General features: G+C 69.9%; 21 protein-coding genes. 9 read left to right on the forward strand and 12 right to left on the reverse strand.

Annotation, left to right across the window (positions count from 1 at the left end; translation table 11 throughout):
* The first annotated feature begins 9 nt into the window (after positions 1–9).
* A complete protein-coding gene (locus G567_RS37285; protein ID WP_425414267.1) occupies positions 10–477 on the forward strand; it encodes a zinc ribbon domain-containing protein in 468 nt (155 codons plus the stop codon).
* On the opposite strand, the gene G567_RS0122550 is transcribed toward G567_RS37285, so the two are convergent.
* The 8 genes from G567_RS0122550 to G567_RS0122585 all read right to left on the reverse strand — a co-directional run bounded on the left by G567_RS0122550 (position 372) and on the right by G567_RS0122585 (position 7,253).
* Positions 372–1,286, reverse strand: coding sequence for a NifU family protein (locus G567_RS0122550; protein ID WP_028931747.1), 915 nt, complete (start codon positions 1,284–1,286; stop codon positions 372–374). The two genes, G567_RS37285 and G567_RS0122550, sit on opposite strands and share 106 nt — an antisense overlap.
* 10 nt (positions 1,287–1,296) lie before the next feature.
* Entirely contained in the window at positions 1,297–1,650 is a 354-nt protein-coding gene (locus G567_RS0122555) for a hypothetical protein (protein WP_028931748.1), read from the reverse strand.
* Positions 1,651–1,653: 3 nt separating this feature from the next.
* Complete coding sequence (locus tag G567_RS0122560) at positions 1,654–2,901, reverse strand: tetratricopeptide repeat protein (RefSeq protein WP_028931749.1); 1,248 nt, start codon at positions 2,899–2,901, stop codon at positions 1,654–1,656.
* Positions 2,894–3,106 carry a hypothetical protein gene (locus G567_RS0122565; RefSeq protein ID WP_037057899.1) on the reverse strand — a complete coding sequence of 71 codons (213 nt, stop codon included), beginning with the start codon at positions 3,104–3,106 and terminating at the stop codon, positions 2,894–2,896. Before G567_RS0122565 ends, G567_RS0122560 begins: the two co-directional genes overlap by 8 nt.
* Positions 3,107–3,111: 5 nt before the next feature.
* Positions 3,112–3,936 (reverse strand): hydrogenase maturation protease, encoded by an 825-nt coding sequence (locus tag G567_RS0122570; protein WP_028931751.1) that lies wholly within the window; start codon positions 3,934–3,936, stop codon positions 3,112–3,114.
* Positions 3,937–3,964: 28 nt separating this feature from the next.
* On the reverse strand, positions 3,965–5,572 hold the full coding sequence (locus G567_RS0122575) for a nickel-dependent hydrogenase large subunit (RefSeq protein WP_028931752.1): 1,608 nt from the start codon (positions 5,570–5,572) through the stop codon (positions 3,965–3,967).
* A gap of 84 nt (positions 5,573–5,656) precedes the next feature.
* Positions 5,657–6,628 carry an NADH-quinone oxidoreductase subunit B family protein gene (locus tag G567_RS0122580; protein WP_028931753.1) on the reverse strand — a complete coding sequence of 324 codons (972 nt, stop codon included), beginning with the start codon at positions 6,626–6,628 and terminating at the stop codon, positions 5,657–5,659.
* A gap of 94 nt (positions 6,629–6,722) precedes the next feature.
* Complete coding sequence (locus G567_RS0122585) at positions 6,723–7,253, reverse strand: DUF1641 domain-containing protein (protein ID WP_028931754.1); 531 nt, start codon at positions 7,251–7,253, stop codon at positions 6,723–6,725.
* Positions 7,254–7,478: 225 nt separating this feature from the next.
* Between G567_RS0122585 and G567_RS0122590 the strand changes: the two genes are divergently transcribed.
* From G567_RS0122590 to hypB, 3 genes are read left to right on the forward strand one after another with little or no spacing between them, the layout of a single operon-like run.
* A complete protein-coding gene (locus G567_RS0122590) occupies positions 7,479–8,537 on the forward strand; it encodes an AraC family transcriptional regulator (RefSeq protein ID WP_028931755.1) in 1,059 nt (352 codons plus the stop codon).
* A 49-nt stretch (positions 8,538–8,586) separates the two neighbouring features.
* Positions 8,587–8,925 (forward strand): hydrogenase maturation nickel metallochaperone HypA, encoded by a 339-nt coding sequence (locus G567_RS0122595; RefSeq protein WP_028931756.1) that lies wholly within the window; start codon positions 8,587–8,589, stop codon positions 8,923–8,925.
* Between the two features lie 6 nt (positions 8,926–8,931).
* Positions 8,932–9,768: a hydrogenase nickel incorporation protein HypB gene (hypB, locus tag G567_RS30675; RefSeq protein WP_051233432.1), complete on the forward strand. Its 837-nt coding sequence runs from the start codon at positions 8,932–8,934 to the stop codon at positions 9,766–9,768.
* 57 nt (positions 9,769–9,825) lie between these two features.
* Here hypB and G567_RS0122605 read toward each other — a convergent pair whose 3' ends face one another.
* The 3 genes from G567_RS0122605 to rpe are packed head-to-tail and all read right to left on the reverse strand — an operon-like array spanning position 9,826 to position 13,560.
* Positions 9,826–10,773, reverse strand: coding sequence for a phosphoribulokinase (locus G567_RS0122605; RefSeq protein WP_028931757.1), 948 nt, complete (start codon positions 10,771–10,773; stop codon positions 9,826–9,828).
* Entirely contained in the window at positions 10,766–12,877 is a 2,112-nt protein-coding gene (gene tkt / locus G567_RS30680) for a transketolase (protein ID WP_084796363.1), read from the reverse strand. Before tkt ends, G567_RS0122605 begins: the two co-directional genes overlap by 8 nt.
* Positions 12,874–13,560 (reverse strand): ribulose-phosphate 3-epimerase, encoded by a 687-nt coding sequence (gene rpe, locus G567_RS0122615; protein WP_028931758.1) that lies wholly within the window; start codon positions 13,558–13,560, stop codon positions 12,874–12,876. Before rpe ends, tkt begins: the two co-directional genes overlap by 4 nt.
* Positions 13,561–13,686: 126 nt before the next feature.
* On the opposite strand from rpe, the gene G567_RS0122620 reads away from it, so the two are divergent.
* The gene (locus G567_RS0122620; protein ID WP_028931759.1) at positions 13,687–14,355 is read left to right on the forward strand and encodes a response regulator; all 669 of its coding nucleotides are present in this window, start codon (positions 13,687–13,689) and stop codon (positions 14,353–14,355) included.
* Positions 14,352–15,572, forward strand: coding sequence for a GAF domain-containing sensor histidine kinase (locus tag G567_RS0122625; RefSeq protein ID WP_245585756.1), 1,221 nt, complete (start codon positions 14,352–14,354; stop codon positions 15,570–15,572). The genes G567_RS0122620 and G567_RS0122625 overlap by 4 nt, the downstream gene beginning before the upstream one ends.
* Before the next feature lie 104 nt (positions 15,573–15,676).
* Here G567_RS0122625 and G567_RS0122630 read toward each other — a convergent pair whose 3' ends face one another.
* Entirely contained in the window at positions 15,677–16,675 is a 999-nt protein-coding gene (locus G567_RS0122630; protein WP_028931761.1) for a class I fructose-bisphosphate aldolase, read from the reverse strand.
* Positions 16,676–16,847: 172 nt separating this feature from the next.
* Here G567_RS0122630 and G567_RS0122635 point away from each other — a divergent pair, with 172 nt between their 5' ends.
* From G567_RS0122635 to cbbX, 3 genes are read left to right on the forward strand one after another with little or no spacing between them, the layout of a single operon-like run.
* The gene (locus tag G567_RS0122635) at positions 16,848–18,278 is read left to right on the forward strand and encodes a form I ribulose bisphosphate carboxylase large subunit (RefSeq protein WP_028931762.1); all 1,431 of its coding nucleotides are present in this window, start codon (positions 16,848–16,850) and stop codon (positions 18,276–18,278) included.
* A gap of 11 nt (positions 18,279–18,289) precedes the next feature.
* Entirely contained in the window at positions 18,290–18,715 is a 426-nt protein-coding gene (locus tag G567_RS0122640) for a ribulose bisphosphate carboxylase small subunit (protein WP_028931763.1), read from the forward strand.
* Positions 18,716–18,718: 3 nt separating this feature from the next.
* Positions 18,719–19,780, forward strand: a complete 1,062-nt coding sequence (gene cbbX, locus G567_RS30685) for a CbbX protein (RefSeq protein ID WP_084796364.1) — start codon at positions 18,719–18,721, stop codon at positions 19,778–19,780.
* The last annotated feature ends 31 nt before the right edge of the window (positions 19,781–19,811 follow it).

The raw sequence follows: 19,811 nt of genomic DNA on the forward strand, positions 1-19,811 counted from the left end.
GGCCGCAACGTGCGGGCCAAGGCGGGGTTGAACCGCGCGATCCTCGCCTCCGGGTGGGGGCTGTTCGCCACCCGGCTCGGGCACAAGACCCTCGGGAGAGTGGAGAAGATCGATCCCGCGTTCACCAGCCGGCGCTGTTCGGTCTGCGGGCACACCGCCGCGGAGAGTCGCCAGAGCCAAGCGCTCCTCGCCTGCGTGGCCTGCGGGCACACGAGCAACGCCGACCCGAACGCGGCCCGGAACATCGCGGCCGGACGGGCCGCGCGGGGAGCGGCGGGGTGGCCCGCCGCGGTGAACCGCGAACCTCAGCACTGCGTACCCTCCCGGTTGCGTAGAAGCTGGAATCCCCCGCCGTCAGGCAGGGGAGGACGTCAACTGCCGATCCTCACCCAGACATGCCCGTCGTCAAGACGCAGCGGGAGCTGCTCGAGCTGGGCGCCGGGCGCGCTCAGGCACTCCCCGGACGTCGCGTCGTAGCAGAACCCGTGCCACGGACAGGTCAGCGTCCCGTTCGCGATGTCGATCATCGCGTTGTCCAGCGGCAGCCCCTCGTGCGCGCACTCGTTGACATACGCGCTCAACCGGTTGTGGACATTGACGACGATCACCTCGGCCTGCTCCCCGCCGGCCGCCGTCAGCGCCGCCGCGCTCAACCCGCCCACCGGCACGTCGGCGGACGGCATGGCCTTGACCCAGCCCTCGGCCGCCGGGTCGCTCCCGATCCGCAGCGCCTCCAACGGAATGAGCGTCGGTGACGGCTCGGTCGGCAGCACCTGGACCGACGTGATCGACGCGACGCCGGCCACCAGTGCCTGTTCGACCAGATTGCGCAGCGTCACCGACGACATCGAACAGCCGTTGCAGGCGCCCTCCAGCCGGACGTAGGCGACCCCGTCCTCGATCCGTACCAGCTGCACATCGCCGCCGTGGGACTGCAGCTGCGGGCGGACCTCGACCAGGACCCGGTTGGCCTCGGTCATCGGGTCCGGGCGGATGATCCCGTGCAGCGAGAACAGCAGGCGTACCACCGGGTCATCGACGAGCTCGAACAGCAGCTCGCGGGCGGCGGGGTGGGCACGCATCCGGCGCACGATCGACACCAGCCCCGCCCGGTGGATGCCCTCGACCGCCACCTTGAGCTCGTCCGCGACTCGCCGCGCCGGGTCCTCCAGCGCGGCGACCGCCCGGACCGCATCGTCCACCCGGCGAGCCAGGTCCTCGAAGGACGGTTCGGTCTCCTCGACGGCCTGGGCCGCCTGGTCGGCGGTGGCCTGGGCAATCGTCATCGATCTCTCCTCATCCTTGGCGCTCGGAGCGGGCGAGCGTCTCGACGACCCTGGCCGTCAACAACTCCGCGAACGCGGCCTTGGCGAGCCTCCGCAGCACGTCCGCAACCGTCTCCTCGGTCGTCACCAGCCGTTTCTGCAGCGCCTGCAACACAAACGTCGAGCCCGCGACGTCGTCGAGGAAGAACTCGGTGAACAGCGTGTTGACGTACTCGTCGAGCCAGATCCCCTCACCCTGCGGGCTGCTACGCAGCCGGTTCAGCGCCGCAGCCCGACCGTGGCAGCGCTGCACGATCCGGTCGGCGAACCGGTCGGCGGCGATCTGCATCAGAACGTCGAACTGGTGGCGCTGGTAGGGCTGCATCCACTACCCCTGGCTCCGCAGCAGCTGGCTCTGGCGGGCGATCTCGTCGAGCACGCCGCGGACCGCGCGCACCGACGCCCCGTCGGAGAACTCCTCGAAGATGAACCGCGCCTCGTAGAGCTTCGCCTTGGCCTGGTCGAACATGCCGAGGTGGGCCAGCACGTTGCCCTGGTTGGCGAGCACCCGGGCCCGGCCGACCGGGTCGACGTCGCGCGAGCGGACCTCCAGCAGGGACTCGTAGAGCTCGACGGCCTCCACGAGGTTGTCCCCCTGGTGCCGCGAGGGCGTGTAGACGAGCGAGTTGGCCAGGTTGAGCTGGGTGCTGGCCCATTGTTCCGGATGCGCGTCGCGGGTGTAGACCGTCAGCGCGGCCCGCAGCGACTGCACCGCCACCCCCATGCGCAGCTGGTCGGAGACCTCCGTCATGGGCATCGTGAGGTAGGCCGAGGCGAGGTTGGCATGCGCGGCCGCCCACACCTGCGGGGCGTCCTCGCAGCGCACGAGCTGCAGGGCCGAGTGGTAGTGCGGAATCGCCCGGTTCAGCTGGTCGGGCCGGTCGCCGGCGAGCTCGTGCAGGGCCAGCGCGAGCGCCACGTGCAACTCGGCCCTGCCCACCCGCAGCGATTCCGCCGCGCCGAGGACACGCACCGCGCGTTCGAGCCGGTCGACCACCGCCGGGCCGACCCCGTCCACCTCCTGGGCGGCCGCGGCCGCCGCACCGAGCAGCACCCCGGCGAGCGGCGGCGCGATCTCGGCGACGAGCTCGGCGGCCCGGTCCAGCGACTCCACGGCCGCGGCGTGCTCACCGCGGCCGAGCGCGTGCGTCGCCTGCGCGGACAGCACGAGCGCGGCGAGCTCCCCATCCGACGCTCCGGGCTCCGGGGGCAGCTCGGAGCGTCCGGTGGTGAACAGCACCAGATCGACCAGCACGCCGAACTCGCCGAGCTCGGCGCGCAGCGGCTCGACGTCCTCGCCGTCGGGGTCGATCACGAAGCGGTTGAACCGGCTGACCGGATCCGTTCCCGACAGCGCCGCGAGGGCTCCGTCGAGGTCGCCGCGCAGCGCCAGCTCGTGGCCGCGCAGCCGATCCGGCCAGACGTGCGGAGCCCGCCCGGCCAGCAGCTCGATTCGGGCTTCCTCGGTGTCCGGACCTGCCGGGACGAGGAGAAAGCCCGTGGGGAGCGGAAGAGCACCGAGCGGCTGCGGCCGGGCGGGCAGGTCCTCCCGTGGGGCGGTGGTGGTGTCAGCCATTCACGGGTCCTCGGGTTTCACGTTCGGCCCCTCGCTTGATCATCCTGGCGGCGATCTCGGCGCGGGCCTTGGTCGGGTAGGTGTCGATTCGGCGCCGGACGACCCCGTCGCGGTACAGGACCACGAGCTCCACCGCCCACTGGCCGCTGTCGGTCACAACGACGGTCTCCACACCCAGGGCGGGTTCGGTGTGTCCCTCGGCCATGGCGATCACGTCCGCGGTTCCAGCGGGACCCGCAGCACGCCCTGGCTCTCGTCCCAGTACGCGGCGTAGGCGCCGACGGGAACGCGGTCGCCGAGGGCCTCGCGGACCAGCACCGCCCGATCGCCCGTCGGGTTGCGCTGCTTGAGCAGCAGCCCGCCGCTCTGCGGGCCGCGCAGCGGAAGCATCCACAGCTGATCGTCGCGGATCATGGCGACCACCGCGCCGGAGGGGAAGCGGCTCCCGGCGAGCCGGGCCCCCATCCGCAGGTAACCGTCCTCGGTGAACTCGACCTGCAGTCCGCCCGGGTCGTCGGTGGGGCGCAGCGCGGCGAGGAACTCCTTCTCGATCAGCGTGATGACCTTCTCCATCGCCTCGTGCACCGGTTGGGTCAGCTCGGCGCCCGGCTCGACCCCGCCCGCCTCGATCAGGAAGACCGTGACGTCGTCCGGGCAGTCCTCGCCCAGCGCCCACCGGGCGAACGCCAGCGCGTGGTCCCAGCGGAACGAGTGCGTATGCAGGCCCTGCAGTGGCGGGAGGTCGGCCAGCTCCGCGCCGGGCACTCGATAGATCGTGCCCGGCGCGGCGCCGGTGGCGCTGGCGTCAATGACGACCACCCGCTTCGCACCGCGCATCTGGAAGGCGACATCCATACCGGCAGTGCCGCCGTCCACGATGCGGGCGTCATCGGGGATACCGCGCTCCCAGAGATGCCGGATCAGGATGGGGCCGACGCCGTCGTCCCCGCGGAGCAGATTGCCGCAGCCGACGATCAACACCTCACAACCGGGTGGGCCGAGGTCGTCGACCTGCTCCTTGTGCGTCTGCGTCACGCCACATCCTCTCGCCGAACCGGCCGGCTCAAACCATCCCGTTGATCACGAACTTGCTGAGCTCGCGACCGGTCTTGCCGTCGTAGGCGTGCACCGTGCAGACCAGGCAGGAGTCGAAGCTGCGCGCCACGTGCCCGAGCTCGACCGGGTCCTCCTGGTCGGCGATCGGCGACCCGATCAGGGCCTTCTCGATCGGCCCGACCGCCGCGGCGCCGTCCCGCGGGCCGATGTTCCAGGCCGTCGGGGTGATGACCTGGTAGTTCTTGATCTTGTTGTCCTCGATCACGATCCAGTCGGCCAGTGCACCGCGGGCTGCCTCGGTCGCACCGAAGCCGCGGCCCTCGGCGTGCTCGATCGGCTTGGTGTAGAAACTCTCGTGCAGGTCGATCTGGTCGAGCCAGCTGCGGACCCACTTGTAGTACTTCGGTGCCTCGTGCATCCGGGCCAGCTGACGCACCATGACCGACGGCCCGATCTTGTTGACGATGTCGACGAACAACGGGTCGTTGTCCTGGTGCGAGGCCGCGTTCGGGCCGCCCGCCGCCATCCGCCGGGCCAGCGGGCCGGCCTCCAGCGGGACGTGGCCCAGTCCCGGAACGTCGTAGCGCGGGGACTTGGCCCAGCTGTACTTGCCCTGCTTGCGGCCGACCTCGGGGTCGATCGGCCGGGTCTCACCGTCGAACGGGTGCAGCGCGCCGGTGCCCTCGTAGAACGAGTGCGTGACGTCCTCGCGGACCCGAGACTGGTCGAAGTCGAACCACTTGCCGTCCGCGTAGATGCCGGCCCGGCCGATCAGCGCGGCGTTGCGGCCGTCGATCGTGGGGTTCTCGTACAGCGACGGCTCGAAGTAGGTCCCGGTCGCGAGGTAGTTTCCGACGCCGCCGCCGTACTTGTCGAGCCCGACCTCCATGCAGTAGCGGATGAAGAAACCGCAGTCGCTGTTGTACTGCGACTCGTTCTCGTTCACCCAGGCCAGCACGTCTTCCCAGGTCTTGTTCTCCAGCCAGCGGTCGACCGAGCAACCGAGCCACTGCTTCTCGAGCCAGTTGTCCTTCCAGTGCTCGAGAATAGCGATCGAGCGGGTGACGTCCGACAGCGTCGGGGCGCCCATCACCCCGCCGGGGACCATGAAGCTGGAGTGCGGCCACTGCCCGCCGAAGATGGCGTAGATCTCGACCGGCTTGGCCGAGAGCACGACGCCGGGCTGGTAGCTCGTCCCGACGTACGGCGCGAACCGCCGAACGGCCTCGTCATAGTTGGGGAACCCGGCGTAGTTCTTGTTGGTCAGGTCGATGGCGAACAGCGCATAGAAGTAGCGCGGGATGCTCTGCAAGGTCTCCGCCGCCTGGCAGATGTTGCGCACCAGGGTCGCGTTCGGCGGCATATGGGTCTTCCAGGCGACGTCCAGCGCATATGCGGACTTGTAGAGGTGGCTACCGCCGCAGATACCACAGATACGCGGGCACACGATGAGACCCGCCTGCGGGTCCTTGCCCTGGAGGATAATCTCGAAGCCACGGAACATCGCCGCCTCGGTCCAGGCCGAGGTGACGACTCCGTCCTCGATGGTCACGCGAACGTCGAGGTCACCCTCCACGCGACCCAACGGGCTCACGAAGAGATCGACTGCGGTCATGAAGAGTCCTTTCGGGATGACCGGATGACAAGTGGTGGGTGCGGTGCGCAGGGCCGGTGGCAGCCGGCCCTGCGCACAATGGACTCAGACCACGAACATGTCTTCCTTGGACCACTGAGGTGCGGCGATCCGGGCGGCGGCCGCGTGCGCCATGTACGTGAGATGGTCGCTGCCCTCGGGGACTTCCTTCGGGATCATCCCGCTGACCTTCTGCGTCTTGAACACCGTTCCCGGAGCCAGGTCGAAGAACGGATACTCCGGCTCGGTGCAGCCCATGCACGGCTGACCTGCCCGGGTCTTGGACGACTGCCGGTTCCACAGGATCCGGTTGCACGGGGAGTGCGTCATGGGCCCACGGCAGCCGAACTCGTAGAACAGGCAGCCGGTCCGGGTGCCCTCGCCGAACGAGGTGGTGGACTGCTTGTACTCGAAGAACTGCACCCGCGTGCAGCCGGTCTGGGTGAACGTCTTGAAGAACGTCTCCGGGCGGTGCAGCTCGTCGAGCGCGATATCGCCGGCCCGCCCGGTGGCCAGCGCGACGATGACCTGGGTGATCCAGTCGGGGTGCGCCGGGCAACCCGGGATGTTGATCACCGGAAGGCCCATCTTGGAGCGGAAGTCCGGGCCGAGGAAGCCGCCCTTCTCCCGCTTGTGGAACTGCAGGCCCGTCGAGCTCGACGGGTTCGGCTCCATCGCGGGAATACCGCCCCACGAGGCGCAGTCGCCGATCGCGACCACGATCTGGGCCTGGGCGGCCAGGTCGGTGACCCAGTCCTTCATCGGGCGGTCGGCGAACATGTCGTAGCGCCCGGTGCCGTCCGGACCCTCGATGACCGTGCCCTCGAACACGAAGATGTCCAGCGGCCGGTCACCCCGGGCGCAGTCCCAGAAGACCTTCTGGGCCTGGGTGCCCAGCTCCATGCCGAGCGACGGGTGCCAGAGCAGATCGAGACCGAAGTCCACGATCAGGTCGACGACGTTGGGTTCCTCCGCGTTCAGGAACGACATGGTGTTGCCGCTGCAGGCTCCGCCTTGGAACCACAGCACAGACGCCATGGGTACTCCTCTCAATTGCTCCCGTGTCCACACGGGGTAGCTGTGGTGGGAATCGGCGCTTCGACGCCGCGCAACAGCCGTTCGGGGCCGGCTGTCAGGAGGAACCGAGCTGACGGCCGAAGGCCTTGGCGACCTGCAGCAGGTAGCCGAGGCCGCGGGCGACGTCTTCGTCCTTGAGCGCCCGCAGCAGCCCGAACACGCCGCTGGGCGCGGCGGGATCCCGGTCGATCTGCTCGCGCCCCTCGACGAGCGCGCCGGCCAGCTGGGAGATGACCTGCACGGCCTTCGGGTCGGTGAGGCTGGAGGAGAGCAGGGCGCTGAGCGCCGGGGTGGCGCCGACGACCGAACCGGACAGCGTCGCGAGGCTGCTCGCCAGAGCCTTGTAGTCGATCGGGGGCAACGAACCGCCAGGGACGTTCCCGCGCAGCTCGCCGAGCGCCTCGGCCAGCGAGTCCCCGATCACCTCGCTGCGACTGAGCATTCCGTCGAGGCCGACGACCAGCAGAGCCAGCAGATCAGCGTGATCGAGCAGGGTGTTCAACGCCGCCACGACCTGCGGCTCGTCCATCCTGGCCAGCAGATCGTCTGCCGGGGAGGGGGCGACAAGCTGACCGTTCAGCGCCACGTGGGCCTCCTACCTGTCATCGCTCAGGATTGTCATTGACATCTAGGGGTGAGCTGGCGCACAGGCTACGCGGAAGTGCGCGAGCCGCCTATCGCCATCGCGCACCCGCTGTCATGATTGCGCAGACTTGCTGGCGTTTATGCGCACGACTTCACTGTGGAGGTTTCGTGATCGAGATACCTGATCTAGTGATGCCGGGCATCCCTTGCCGGTGCGGGAGATGAGGTGTCGCGTCTCACCAGGCTCGGTTTCATCGATGTGCGGCGCACCAGCAACCCTGTTCGGCGCAGGGTCCGCTCCCGCGGCATCCCGCCCGCGCTGGAGAAGCACGAGATCTTCTACACCGAGCAACCCCGCGAAGCCGCCGAGCTGATCGGGAAAGCACTCTCGCCCGCCACCCTGACCCGCGGGGACCTCGACGCGCAGCGGTTCGCCGCCAGCCTGCACGGAGTGCGGCTGCGCGACGTCAGCATGCTCTACGTCGACCTCGCCATTGCCGCAACCCTCGACATCCCATCGATGGGCTCCTACTTCGCCGTGCACATGCCCACGAACGGGCGGGCCGTCTGCATGCAGGACGGGCGCACCTTCGAGGCCAACCCCATCCGCGCTCTCGTCACCAGCCCCGGGATGCCGTTGACGATGCGCTTCGACCACGACTCACCTCAGCTGGTGATCCGGATCGAACAGGCGGCCCTGGAACGCCACCTGACCCGGATGCTGGGCGGCAGCCTGTCCCGGCCGATCGTCTTCGAACCGGAGATGAACCTGGCCGCCGACGCCGCCATGCGCTGGCACGGCGCGATCCAACTGCTGCACACCGAGGTGTACTACGAGGGCTCGCTCGTCCAACGTGGACAGGGCATCGGTGCGCTCGAGGAGCTGGTCATGAGCTCCCTGCTGCTGCTCCAGCCGTCCAACCATCTGGCGCAGCTGACCGGAGAGACCGAGCAGCCGGGCCGCCGGGTCGTCCGCGCCGCGCTGGACTATATCGAGGAGCATCTCGGCGAGCGGATCACGATGAGCGATATCGCCAAGAACGTCCACATGAGCGTGCGCGCCGTCCAACAGGGCTTCCGGGAGGAGTTGGGCACGACCCCGACCGTCTATCTTCGGGACCGCAGGCTGGAACGGGCCCGCGCGGATCTCACCGACGCCGAGCCGTCGGACGGGGTGACCGTCACCGATATCGCGGAGCGCTGGGGTTTCAGCCACCTCGGCAGCTTCGCGGCGCTGTACCGGAAACGCTGGGGCGAGTCACCGTCGGAGACCCTTCGCCGGTAGTGGCTCAGGTGTGTACGGTCTGCGCATTCAAGCGGAGGGAGACGACCGGATGCACGAGTTGTCGATCTGCAAGTCCATTGTCGACATCGTCAACCGGCATGCGGGCGGACGGGACGTGCGGACCGTCCACGTGCGGGTCGGGAAGCTGCGGCAGATCGTCCCGGACACGCTGGTGTACTGCTGGTCGCTGGTGAACGAGGAAACACCGCTCGCCGGATCGCAGCTCCAGGTCGAGAGCGTTCCAGCTGCGATACGCTGCACTGACTGCAATCACACCCAGACGCTCGACGATCCAATTCTGATGTGTGCGAGCTGCGCCGGAACGAACGTGGAGATCGTCGCCGGCGAGGAATTTCTCATCACCTCACTCGAGCTTTCGGAGGCTTGACCGCAAATGGGTCGATTCCACCGGCATGACGACACCGGCCACGGGCACGGGCATCAGCACGGGAATGAGCACGGCCACGGCCACGGGCACGCCGGCAACGGTCACGGGCACGGCGAGCTCGGCGACCACACCGGCTACCAGACCGGCACCGAGCGCATCGAGATCCTGGAACGGATCTTCGACGAGAACGACCACACCGCCGCGGCCAACCGGGCCGACTTTGACAATGCCCAGGTCACCGCTGTCAACCTGATGTCCTCGCCGGGCGCGGGGAAGACCTCCGTGCTGCGCGAGACCCTCCAGCGGCTGCGGCACCTGCGGGTCGGTGTCATCGAGGGCGATATCGAGACCAGCATCGACGCGGACCGGCTCGCCGGCCTCGGCGCCACCATCTCCCTGATCAACACGGCCAACGGGTTCGGCGGGGAATGCCACCTGGATGCGCCGATGATTCGCTCCGCGCTGCCTCGGCTGCCGCTGGCCGAACTGGACATGGTCATCATCGAGAACGTCGGAAACCTGGTGTGCCCGGCCGAGTTCGAAGTCGGCGAGCATGCCCGAGCAATGGTGTTCTCGGTGACCGAGGGCGAGGAGAAGCCGCTGAAATACCCGGTCATGTTCCGGTCGGCCGACCTCGTGCTCGTCAACAAGGTCGACCTGCTTCCGCATCTCGACTTCGACCTGCCGTTGTTCTATGCGAACCTGCGCGCAGTGAATCCGAACGTCCGCACGATCGAAATGAGTGCGCGCACCGGTCAGGGAATCGACGAATGGTGCGACTGGCTGTCGGGCCTGCGGTCGGACCGCGCGTCGAATGCCGCGGCATCGCAGCCGAACGGATGACCGCCTGGGCCCGCGGGGGAGCCCCTCGGGGAACGGGCCCAGGCGGACGATCGAGAGTTACCGGGCCGCCTCGAGCAGGTGGTGCAGCAGCAGCAACTGCGTGATCGCCAGCGGCTCGCTGCGGGCGTCGGGACCGAGCCGCCCGAGGCAGTCCGGGGCGCTGTCGCCCGGCTCCCCCATCTCGGCCCAGATCGCCTTCTCGACGGCGAGACTCTCCTCCCGCGGCACATAGCCGTGGATGTGCAGCGCGTCGACCGGGCGGCCGTCGGTGTCGCGTTCGAGCTTGAGATGCATCGCCCGGCTCAACCCCGGCTGCAGCGCGGCGCTCAGATCCGGATGCCGGATCGTCGGCCGCAGCAGCAGCTGCGCCGACAGCGACGAGCCCGCCGGGTCGTCGCGTCCCTCGACCGGCGCGAAGCGAACCACGATATCGGCCTGCTGGCGCTGCGGCCGGATGAACGCCGCGGATTCGGGCTCCCGCAGCTCCAGCTCGGCCAGCACCTGCTCGGGTGAGTAGCCGCGTTTGCGGGTGTCCCGCTGGATCTTCCAGCCGCGTCGGATCTCCTCGACCGGGTCGAGGAACACCGTCACGTCGAAGCAGGCCCGCGCCAGCTTGCTGTGCAGCGGGAACAGGCCCTCGACGATGATGAACTCGCCCGGCTCGACCAGCTCGGGCCGGGCGAGCTGCCCCGTGGAGTGGTCGTAGACCGGCTTGAGGATCGGGTGACCGGTGGCGAGCAGCTGCAGATGCTGCTCCATGATGTCGATGTAGTTGCAGTCCGGGTGCAGCGCGGTGAACGGCAGGTTCTTGCGCTCGACCCGGTCGTAGCGGTGGTAGTCGTCGGTGCACAGCGACACGCACCGCTCCGGACCGAGCGCCTCGACCAACCCGGCGGTGAGCGTGGTCTTTCCCGCCGCGCTGTCCCCGGCGATCGCGAGCATCACCGGCCGCGCCTGTTCACGCTTGTCGCCGGCGCGGCTGATCCGCAGCATCTTGTCAGGCACGGGGCGTCCTCCCGGGGATCGCGGGCCCGGCGGAGGTAGCCCCCACCGTGGCGAGTGCGGTTCGGGCGACGACCGATGCGGACAGCCCCAGGTGATCGGCGACCTCATGCCCCGGCCCGCTGGCGCCGAAGCGGTCCACCCCGATGACCGTGTCGCGAGGTCCGGCGAGTGCCCGCCAGCCGGTGGGCACCCCGGCCTCGATCCAGACGACCGGGGCCGTCGGCCTCGGGTAGCTTCCGGAACGCAGCGCGCCCTCCAGACGTTCGCGGCACAGCACCGAGACGACCTGGGCCTCGACGCCACGGGCCGCCAACAGTTCGGCGGCGACCAGGGACAGCGAGACCTCGGACCCGCTGGCGGCGAGCACGACGTCGGGGCCCCCGGACGGGGCCCGGACGGTGCGGGCGCCGAACCGGCGGCAGTCGTCGAGCCCCGAGCCCCCGAGAACCGGCAGGTCCTGGCGGCTGAGCACGAGCGCGGTCGGGCCGTCCAGGTTGGCCGCTGCGAACTCCCAGGCGAGCGCGGTCTCGGCCGCGTCGGCGGGGCGCAGCACGGTCAGCCCCGGGATGATCCGCAGCGACTCGAGCTGCTCGATCGGCTGGTGGGTGGGTCCGTCCTCGCCGACATAGATCGAGTCGTGGGTGAACACGTGGATCACCGGCTGCCCCATCAACGCGGCCAGCCGCAGCGCGGGGCGCAGGTAGTCGGCGAAGACGAGGAACGTGCTGCCGAACGGGCGCAGCCCGCCGTGCAGCGCGATCCCGTTCATCGCCGCGGCCATCGCGTGCTCCCGGATACCGAAGTGGATGGTGCGGCCCGCATACTCGCCGGGACCGACATCCCCACCCGGGATCGCGGTGTTCGTCGACGCCGCGAGGTCGGCCGAGCCGCCGACCAGCGCCGGGTAGACCGGGGCCAGCGCCTGCAACGCCGATCCCGAGGCCTTGCGGGTCGCGGTGCGGGCACCCGCGGTCGCGCCGTCCGCGAGCGGCTTCAGCACGCCGAGGTCCGGCGCGGAGGGGACGCGGTCGAGCGGGAAGTTCGCGGCGAGATCCGGATGGGCCTGCGACCATTCGGCGTGCGTCCGTTCCCACCGCACCCGCTCCTGGGCGCCCGCACCGGCCCGGACGGTGCCGGCCAGCCGGACGGCGGTGGGGACGTGGAACGGGGTGTCCGGCCAGCCGAAGCGACGGCGCATCCCGGCGAGGGTCGCCGACCCGAGCGGCGCGCCGTGCGCCGCCGGGGTGCCCTGCACCTCCACGGCGCCGTAGCCGATCGTGGTCTTGACGGTGATGAAGGTCGGGCGGTCCTCGATCCGCCGGACCTCGGCAAACGCCCGATCGAGCGCCGCGACGTCGTTGCCGTCGTCGACCCACAGCGTCCGCCATCCGTAGGAGGCGAAGCGGGCCGCGGCGTCGTCCGCGCAGCTGCGCTCGGCGGGGCCGTCGATGGTCACGTTGTTGTCGTCGTAGATCACCGCGAGCTTGCCCAGCCGCAGCCGGCCGGCCAGCGAGGCCGCCTCGTGGCTGATGCCCTCCATGAGGTCGCCGTCCCCGGCCAGGACCCAGGTGCGGTGGTCGACGACGCGGTGCTCGGCGGTGTTGCAGCGGGCGGCGAGCATCCGTTCGGCCAGCGCCATGCCGACCGCGTTGGCCAGGCCCTGGCCCAGTGGCCCGGTGGTGGTCTCCACCCCCGGGGTGGGGCCCACCTCGGGATGCCCGGGCGTGCGCGAGCCCAGCTGCCGGAACCGGCGCAGCTCGTCCAGCGAGAGGTCATAGCCGAACACGTGCAGCAGCGCGTACAGCAGCATCGAGCCGTGGCCCGCCGACAGCACGAAGCGGTCCCGGTCCGGCCAGTCCGCCCTGGCCGGGTCGTGGCGCAGGTGCCGCGACCACAGCACCCAGGCCGCGGTAGCCGTGCCCAGCGGAAGCCCGGGGTGGCCGCTGTTCGCGGCCTGCACGGCGTCCGCCGCCAGGAAGCGCAGCGTCGCGGCGGCCAGTTCGTCCAGCTCGGCGGGCTGGATGGTCCCGTTGGCCGGGCCTGCGACGTCGGCGAGCTGCGGGCTGAGGGCACCGGAGGCCGGCGCCGAACCGGTCGTGCTCATACGGTCACCTCCACGGTCGCCCCCGCCCGGAGCGTGGCCACCCGATCGGCCATCGTTCCCGGACCGGTGAACAGGGCCGAGCCCGCGCAGAACACCGTGGCGCCCGCGCGTGCGGCGGCGCCGATGGTGTCGCGGGCGATCCCGCCGTCCACCTCGAGCTCGATGTCGAGGCCGCGCCCGTCGATCAGCCCCCGCGCGGCGGCGATCTTGGACTCCATACTGGCCAGATAGCGCTGCCCGCCGAAGCCGGGGTTGACCGTCATGACCAGCAGCAGGTCGACGAGGTCGAGCACATGCTCGACCGCGGCCAGCGGGGTGGCCGGGTTGAGCGCCACTCCGGTGCGCGCCCCCAGCTCCTTGATCCGGCCCAGGGTGCGGTGCAGGTGCGGGCACGCCTCGGCGTGCACGATGACGATCCCGCAGCCGGCCTCCACCCAGCGGGGCAGCATCGGGTCGGGGTCGGCGACCATCAGGTGGGCTTCGAAACCGAGATCGACCAGTCCGCGGGTGGCGGCGATGACATCAGGGCCGAAGGTCAGGTTCGGGACGAAACAACCGTCCATCACATCCCACTGGACGCGGTCCACCCCCGCCTTCTCCAGTTCCAGGAGCTGGCTTCCGAGCTCCGCGAAGTCCGCGGGCAGTACCGACGCGACGATCGTCGGCTGGGGGGGAACAGGCATCGCACCTCCTCGTGGGGTCAAGGCTTCCGACGTTAGGTGCGGTCTCGCCGCCCCGACCCCCCGCTGTGGGGGGAACACGGGGGGAAACTGCGCGGTCCCGATGCGGAGCGGCCTAGTGTCTGCGCCATGACGAATCCGGGGTCCATGCCGCTGCGGGTGGTGCTCGTGGATGACCATGAGATGGTCGTGGCCGGGCTGAAGGCGATGCTCGCGCCGTTCCGCGGACGCGTGCGGGTCGTCGGCGAGGCGATAGGCGCCGATCACGCGATGAGCATCGTCGCCGGCCTGGATCCGGACCTGGTGCTGTGCGACGTGCGCATGCAGGGGGCCAGCGGCCTTGATCTGTGCCGGGTGCTGCGGGAGCGCGACCCGGATCGCAAGGTCGTGCTGTTGTCGGTCTACGACGACGAGCAGTATCTGTTCCAGGCACTGCGCGCCGGTGCCTCCGGCTATCTGCTCAAGAAGATCAGCGGGGAGGAGCTGGTCCGCCAGCTGGAGCTCGCGGCCGCCGGGGTGACAGTGATCGATACAGCGCTGGCCGGGCGGGCGGTGGACACCGCGGCGCGGCTGCAGAGCAAGGAGTTCTGGCCCGGCGCCCGGCACGGGCTCACCCACCGGGAGAGCGAGGTCCTCTCGCTGATGGTGAGCGGCCTTTCCAACCGCGGGATCGCCACCCGGCTCGTGGTCAGCGACGAGACCGTGAAGAGCCACGTCCGGTCGATCTACCGCAAGCTCGGGGTCAACGACCGCACCGGCGCCGTGGCGACCGCACTACGCGAGGGGATCTTCCATTGAGCAGGCACGAGGCGCATCCGATGCTCGGGCTGGTCGACCCGGAGCAGGAGTACGCCCTGCTGCTCGGCATCATCGAGGCCGTCTCCAGCGGTCCCGCGGTCGAGCCGCTCGCCGCCGCCGTCGCCCGGCTGATCACCGAGGCGACCGCGACGGACGTGTGTTTCGTGCACGTTCTCGATGATGCGGAACGTTCGCTCACCCTGGCCGGCGCGACCCCGCCGTTCGATCAGCATGTGGGGCGGATCCGGCTTCCGCTCGGGGCGGGGGTGACCGGCTGGGTGGCCAGCCATCGCGAGCCCGCGGTGATCGTCGAGCGGAAGGAGACCGACCCGCGCTACCTACCCATCCCGGCGTTGCGCGGCACCGAGTTCACCTCGATGGCCTCGGTGCCGATGGCGGCCGACCTCCCCGGGCTCGTCGGCGTGCTCAACGTGCACACGGTAGCCCGGCGCGAGTTCACCGATCGCGATATCCGGCTGCTCATCGTCATCGGCAACCTGGTGGCCGGGGCGCTGCACCAGGCCCGGACCCACCGCAAGCTCGCGGCCAGGGAACGCGCGCACGAGCGGTTCACCGAGCAGGTGATCGCGGCCCAGGAGACCGAGCGGCGCCGGCTCGCCGGGGACATCCACGACGGGATCTCGCAGCGGCTGGTGACGCTGTCGTATCACTTGGACGCGGTCGGGCAGTTGCTGCGCGACGATCCGGCCGAGGCCGCCGCGCAGCTCGAACTCGCGCGGGGCCTCGTCGATCTCACCCTCGACGAGGCGCGCGCCGCGATCGGCGGGTTGCGCCCCCCGGTCCTGGACGATCTGGGCCTGGCGGGCGGGCTGGCCAGCCTCGCCCGGTCGATTCCGCAGGTCGATGTGCACCTCGACCTCGCCGACGACCGGGTGCCCGAGCATGTGGAGATCGCGCTGTACCGGATCGCGCAGGAGTGCCTGCAGAACATCATCAAACACGCGGGGGCCAGCACGGCGCGGCTGAGCTTCCGGGTGCATCGCGGCCGAGCCCGCCTCGAGGTCGCCGACAACGGCGTGGGCTTCGACGCCGGCACCATCGGCGAGGGGTCGACCGGCTACGGCATGCGGTCCATGACCGAGCGGGCCGAGCTGGTCGGCGGAAGGCTGAAGGTGATCTCCCGCCCCGGATCGGGGACCACGATCACCGCCACCGTCCCCGTCACGGCGACCCAAATCCGCGTTATGGAGCCATAACGTCGTCGGGACCCGCCCACCATGCACGTTATGGAGCCATAACGCCCTTCGAGCCCGGCCGGCATCCGCGTTATGGCTCCATAACGCGGATGCCGGCCGGGCGGTCAGGCGGGCTGGAGTTCGGCGCGACGGCGCACCGCGGCGGCGTTCGCGGCCACCCGCTCGGCCAGCGCCGCCTGACCCTCGGCCACCCGGCCGGGGTCGCCGGCCCACGCGGCCAGCGCCGGGTCGACGAGCGCACGACCGAACGAGAAGGTCAGCGGCCACGGCGTGCGAAGACCCTGCATCGACGCGAGGTTCGCGGTCGCCCGCTGCGGCGACTGCCCGCCGGACAGGAAAGCGACGCCGGCCAGCTCGTCGGGCAGCGCGCGCAGCACCTCCACCGTCGCCTCGGCGACCTGCTCGGCGCTCGACTGCTCGGAGTGCCCGGCGCCCTCGATGACCATGTTGGGCTTGAGCACGATCCCGGCGGGATCGACCGAGAACGCCGCGAGCTCGGCGAAGACCGCGGCGTGCACCGTTGCGGTGACCTCGGCACAGCGGCTCAGCGAGTGGCCGCCGTCCATCAGCACCTCGGGCTCGACGATCGGCACGATGCCGGCCTCCTGGCAGGCCGCGGCATAGCGGGCCAGCGCGTGCGCGTTGGCCCTGATGCCGGCCTCGCTGGGCAACGTGTCGGTGATGGCGATGACGGCGCGCCACTTGGCGAACGCGGCCCCCAGCTCGGCGTAGTGGACCAACCGGTCGGGGAGCCCGTCCAGCCCCTCGGTGATCTTCTCACCGAGCAGCCCTGGACACGCCTTCGCGCCCGTGTCGACCTTGATGCCGGGCAGGATGCCGAGCGCGCGAACCGCCTCGGCGAACGGCCGGCCGTCGGCGAACTGCTGGTGCAGCGTCTCGTCGCAGAAAATGATCCCGGAGACGCCCTCGGCCAGATTCGGTGTGCTGGTCAGCAGCTCTCGGTAGGCCCGCCGGTTCTCCGCCGTCGGCTCGACGCCCGCTTTCTCCAGCCGCGACGACATCGTCCCGATGCTCTCGTCGGCGGCGAGGATGCCCTTGCCAGGCGCCACCATCTGCGCCGCGACCTTCCTGCACGTGCTCATCGTCGATCTTCCTCCCGATTGCCCGGACCGCGACGCTAGGAGCGGGGTCCCGCGCGCACCTCCCCCGGGCGGAGGACGGTGATGGGGACCAGCCCGAAAATTAAGTGTTTACTTAACTATTGGAGCTTAATTCTTGATGGACAGCCTGATTATTGCTCGCCAGGATGGCACCATGAGCGACCGATGGAGCGCTGGGGTCATGCCCTACGCCGAGATGGGTTACTGGCAGCCGGACTACGTGCCCAAGGACACCGATCTGCTGTGCGCGTTCCGGATCACCCCGCAGGACGGGGTGCCCCCGGAGGAGGCCGGTGCCGCCGTGGCCGGGGAGTCGAGCACCGCCACCTGGACGGTGGTCTGGACCGACCGGCTCACCGCGCACGACCACTACCAGGCCAAGTGCTACAAGGTGGAAGCCGTGCCGGGCACGCCGGGACAGTGGATCGCCTGGATCGCCTACGAGCTCGACCTGTTCGAGGAGGGCTCGATCGCCAACCTCACGAGCTCGATCATCGGCAACGTGTTCGGGTTCAAGCCGCTCAAGGCGCTGCGGCTGGAGGACATGCGGATCCCGACCCAGTACGTGAAGACGTTCCAGGGCCCGCCGCACGGCATCGTCATGGAGCGGGAGTACCTCAACAAGTACGGCCGCCCGCTGCTGGGCGCCACCACCAAGCCCAAGCTGGGGCTGTCCGCGCGCAACTACGGCCGGGTGGTCTACGAGGCGCTGCGCGGTGGGCTGGACTTCACCAAGGACGACGAGAACATCAACAGCCAGCCGTTCATGCGCTGGCGTGACCGGTTCCTGTTCTGCATGGAGGGCGTCAACCGGGCGCAGGCCGAGACCGGCGAGGTCAAGGGCCACTACCTGAACATCACCGCGGGCACGATGGAGCAGATGTACGAGCGCGCGGAGTTCGCCAAGGAGCTCGGCAGCGTCGTCATCATGATCGACTTGACGATCGGCTACACCGCGATCCAGTCGATCGCCGAATGGGCCCGCCGCAACAGCGTCCTGCTGCACCTGCACCGCGCCGGACACGGCACCTACACCCGGCAGAAGACGCACGGCATCAGCTTCCGGGTGATCTCGAAGTGGATGCGTCTCGCCGGCGTCGACCACATCCACGCGGGGACGGTCGTCGGCAAGCTCGAGGGTGACCCCAACTCGGTCCAGGGCTTCTACGACACGCTGCGCCTCGACAGCGTCCCGGCCGACCCGGTCAAGGGCCTGTACTTCGACCAGGAGTGGGTCTCGATGCCCGGCGTCATGCCGGTCGCCTCGGGCGGTATCCACGCCGGCCAGATGCACCAGCTGATCCACTACCTCGGCGAGGACGTCGTCCTGCAGTTCGGCGGGGGGACCATCGGCCACCCGATGGGCATCGCCGCGGGCGCCGAGGCCAACCGGGTCGCGCTGGAGGCAATGATCAAGGCGCGCAACGAGGGCCGCGACTACCTCAAGGAGGGCGAGGACATCCTCAAGAAGGCCGCGCAGCGCAACCGACCGCTGGACATGGCGCTCGCCACCTGGGGCGACATCACGTTCAACTACGAGTCCACCGACACCCCGGACGTCGTCGCGACGCCGACGACCGCCTGAGGAGGCCGACGATGCGCATCACCCAGGGGACGTTCTCCTACCTGCCCGACCTCACCGACGAGGAGATCACCGCCCAGATCCAGTACGCACTGGGCAACGGCTGGCCGCTGTCGGTGGAGTTCACCGACGACCCGCACCCGCGCAACACGTACTGGGAGATGTGGGGGCTGCCGATGTTCGACCTGGCCGACGCCGCCGGGGTGCTGATGGAGGTCAACGCCTGCCGCACCGCACACCCGGACAAGTACGTGAAGCTCAACGCCTACGACGCCCGGCTGGGCCGGCAGACCACCGCCCTGTCGTTCATCGTGCAGCGTCCGGCGCACGAGCCCGGCTTCCGGCTGGAGCGGCAGGAAACCAGCGACCGCCAGATCCGCTACACCACCCACTCGTATGCGACCGAGCGCCCCACGGGCGACCGGTACCGGCAGGGCTGACCGATGGGCGTGCCGCAAGATGCCGCCCGCCCCTCCTTCGGGATGCACGCCACCGGATCCCGGAACGGCCGGGAGCCTGCCCAGGAGGAGCAGGCTCCTGAGCCGGAGTTGCTTCCCGCCGAGGCCGTGGTCGATCTGGCCGCGGCCCGGCGGGAGGCCGGCATCGACGAGGTGCTGGGATCGCTGGACGCCGAGCTCGTGGGGCTGGAGCCGGTGAAGACCCGGATCGCCGAGATCGCCGCGCTGCTGCTCATCGACCGGGTCCGGGCCCGCTTCGGTGTCACCGCGCAACAGCCGACGCTGCACATGTGCTTCACCGGCAATCCGGGCACCGGCAAGACCACGGTCGCCATGCGGATGGCCGAGCTGCTGCACCGGCTCGGCTACCTCCGCCGCGGCCACCTCGTCAGCGTCACCCGCGACGACCTCGTCGGGCAGTACGTCGGGCACACCGCGCCCAAGACGAAGGAGGTCATCAAGCGGGCGATGGGCGGCGTGCTGTTCATTGACGAGGCGTACTACCTGTACAAGGTCGAGAACGAGCGCGACTACGGCGGCGAGGCCATCGAGATCCTCCTGCAGGTCATGGAGAACAACCGCGACGACCTCGTGGTGATCTTGGCCGGCTACGCCGAGCGGATGGATGAGTTCTTCGCGGCCAACCCGGGCATGCAGAGCCGCATCGCCCACCACATCACGTTCCCCGACTACACCGTCGGAGAGCTCGCGCAGATCGGTGAGCTGATGACCGAGGCCCTGGGCTATCGGTTCTCCCCGGACGCGCAGGAGGTCTTTCGTCGCTATCTCGACAAGCGGGTCGGCCAGCCGTGGTTCGCCAACGCGCGCAGCGTCCGTAACGCCGTGGAACGTGCCCGTCTGCGGCAGGCGCGGCGGCTCCTCGAACAGCCCGATCCGCGCGTCGACCTGGCCGCGCTCACCACGATCGAGCCGGACGACCTGCTGGCCAGCCGGGTGTTCGGCGCCGCCTCTGACGGTCCGTCGCCGGGTTCAGGCGGCGTCGGCGCATCCATCAGGACCGGTCACGGTCGGCTCGGAGAGCGTTGACCAGGTCTTCCACGCGGTCCAAGCCCAGTTC

This window comes from Pseudonocardia asaccharolytica DSM 44247 = NBRC 16224 (genome assembly GCF_000423625.1).
GTDB lineage: Bacteria > Actinomycetota > Actinomycetes > Mycobacteriales > Pseudonocardiaceae > Pseudonocardia > Pseudonocardia asaccharolytica.

Coding starts and splice junctions, on each gene's coding strand:
- G567_RS0122580 (WP_028931753.1), bottom strand. CDS start 6,628: ATGGCGTCTGTGCTGTGGTTCCAAGGCGGAGCCTGCAGCGGCAACACC.
- G567_RS0122565 (WP_037057899.1), bottom strand. CDS start 3,106: ATGGCCGAGGGACACACCGAACCCGCCCTGGGTGTGGAGACCGTCGTT.
- rpe (WP_028931758.1), bottom strand. CDS start 13,560: ATGCCTGTTCCCCCCCAGCCGACGATCGTCGCGTCGGTACTGCCCGCG.
- tkt (WP_084796363.1), bottom strand. CDS start 12,877: ATGAGCACGACCGGTTCGGCGCCGGCCTCCGGTGCCCTCAGCCCGCAG.
- G567_RS0122550 (WP_028931747.1), bottom strand. CDS start 1,286: ATGACGATTGCCCAGGCCACCGCCGACCAGGCGGCCCAGGCCGTCGAG.
- G567_RS0122635 (WP_028931762.1), top strand. CDS start 16,848: ATGAGCGACCGATGGAGCGCTGGGGTCATGCCCTACGCCGAGATGGGT.
- cbbX (WP_084796364.1), top strand. CDS start 18,719: ATGGGCGTGCCGCAAGATGCCGCCCGCCCCTCCTTCGGGATGCACGCC.
- G567_RS0122575 (WP_028931752.1), bottom strand. CDS start 5,572: ATGACCGCAGTCGATCTCTTCGTGAGCCCGTTGGGTCGCGTGGAGGGT.
- G567_RS0122620 (WP_028931759.1), top strand. CDS start 13,687: ATGACGAATCCGGGGTCCATGCCGCTGCGGGTGGTGCTCGTGGATGAC.
- G567_RS0122640 (WP_028931763.1), top strand. CDS start 18,290: ATGCGCATCACCCAGGGGACGTTCTCCTACCTGCCCGACCTCACCGAC.
- G567_RS0122560 (WP_028931749.1), bottom strand. CDS start 2,901: ATGGCTGACACCACCACCGCCCCACGGGAGGACCTGCCCGCCCGGCCG.
- G567_RS0122595 (WP_028931756.1), top strand. CDS start 8,587: ATGCACGAGTTGTCGATCTGCAAGTCCATTGTCGACATCGTCAACCGG.
- G567_RS0122555 (WP_028931748.1), bottom strand. CDS start 1,650: ATGCAGCCCTACCAGCGCCACCAGTTCGACGTTCTGATGCAGATCGCC.
- hypB (WP_051233432.1), top strand. CDS start 8,932: ATGGGTCGATTCCACCGGCATGACGACACCGGCCACGGGCACGGGCAT.
- G567_RS0122630 (WP_028931761.1), bottom strand. CDS start 16,675: ATGAGCACGTGCAGGAAGGTCGCGGCGCAGATGGTGGCGCCTGGCAAG.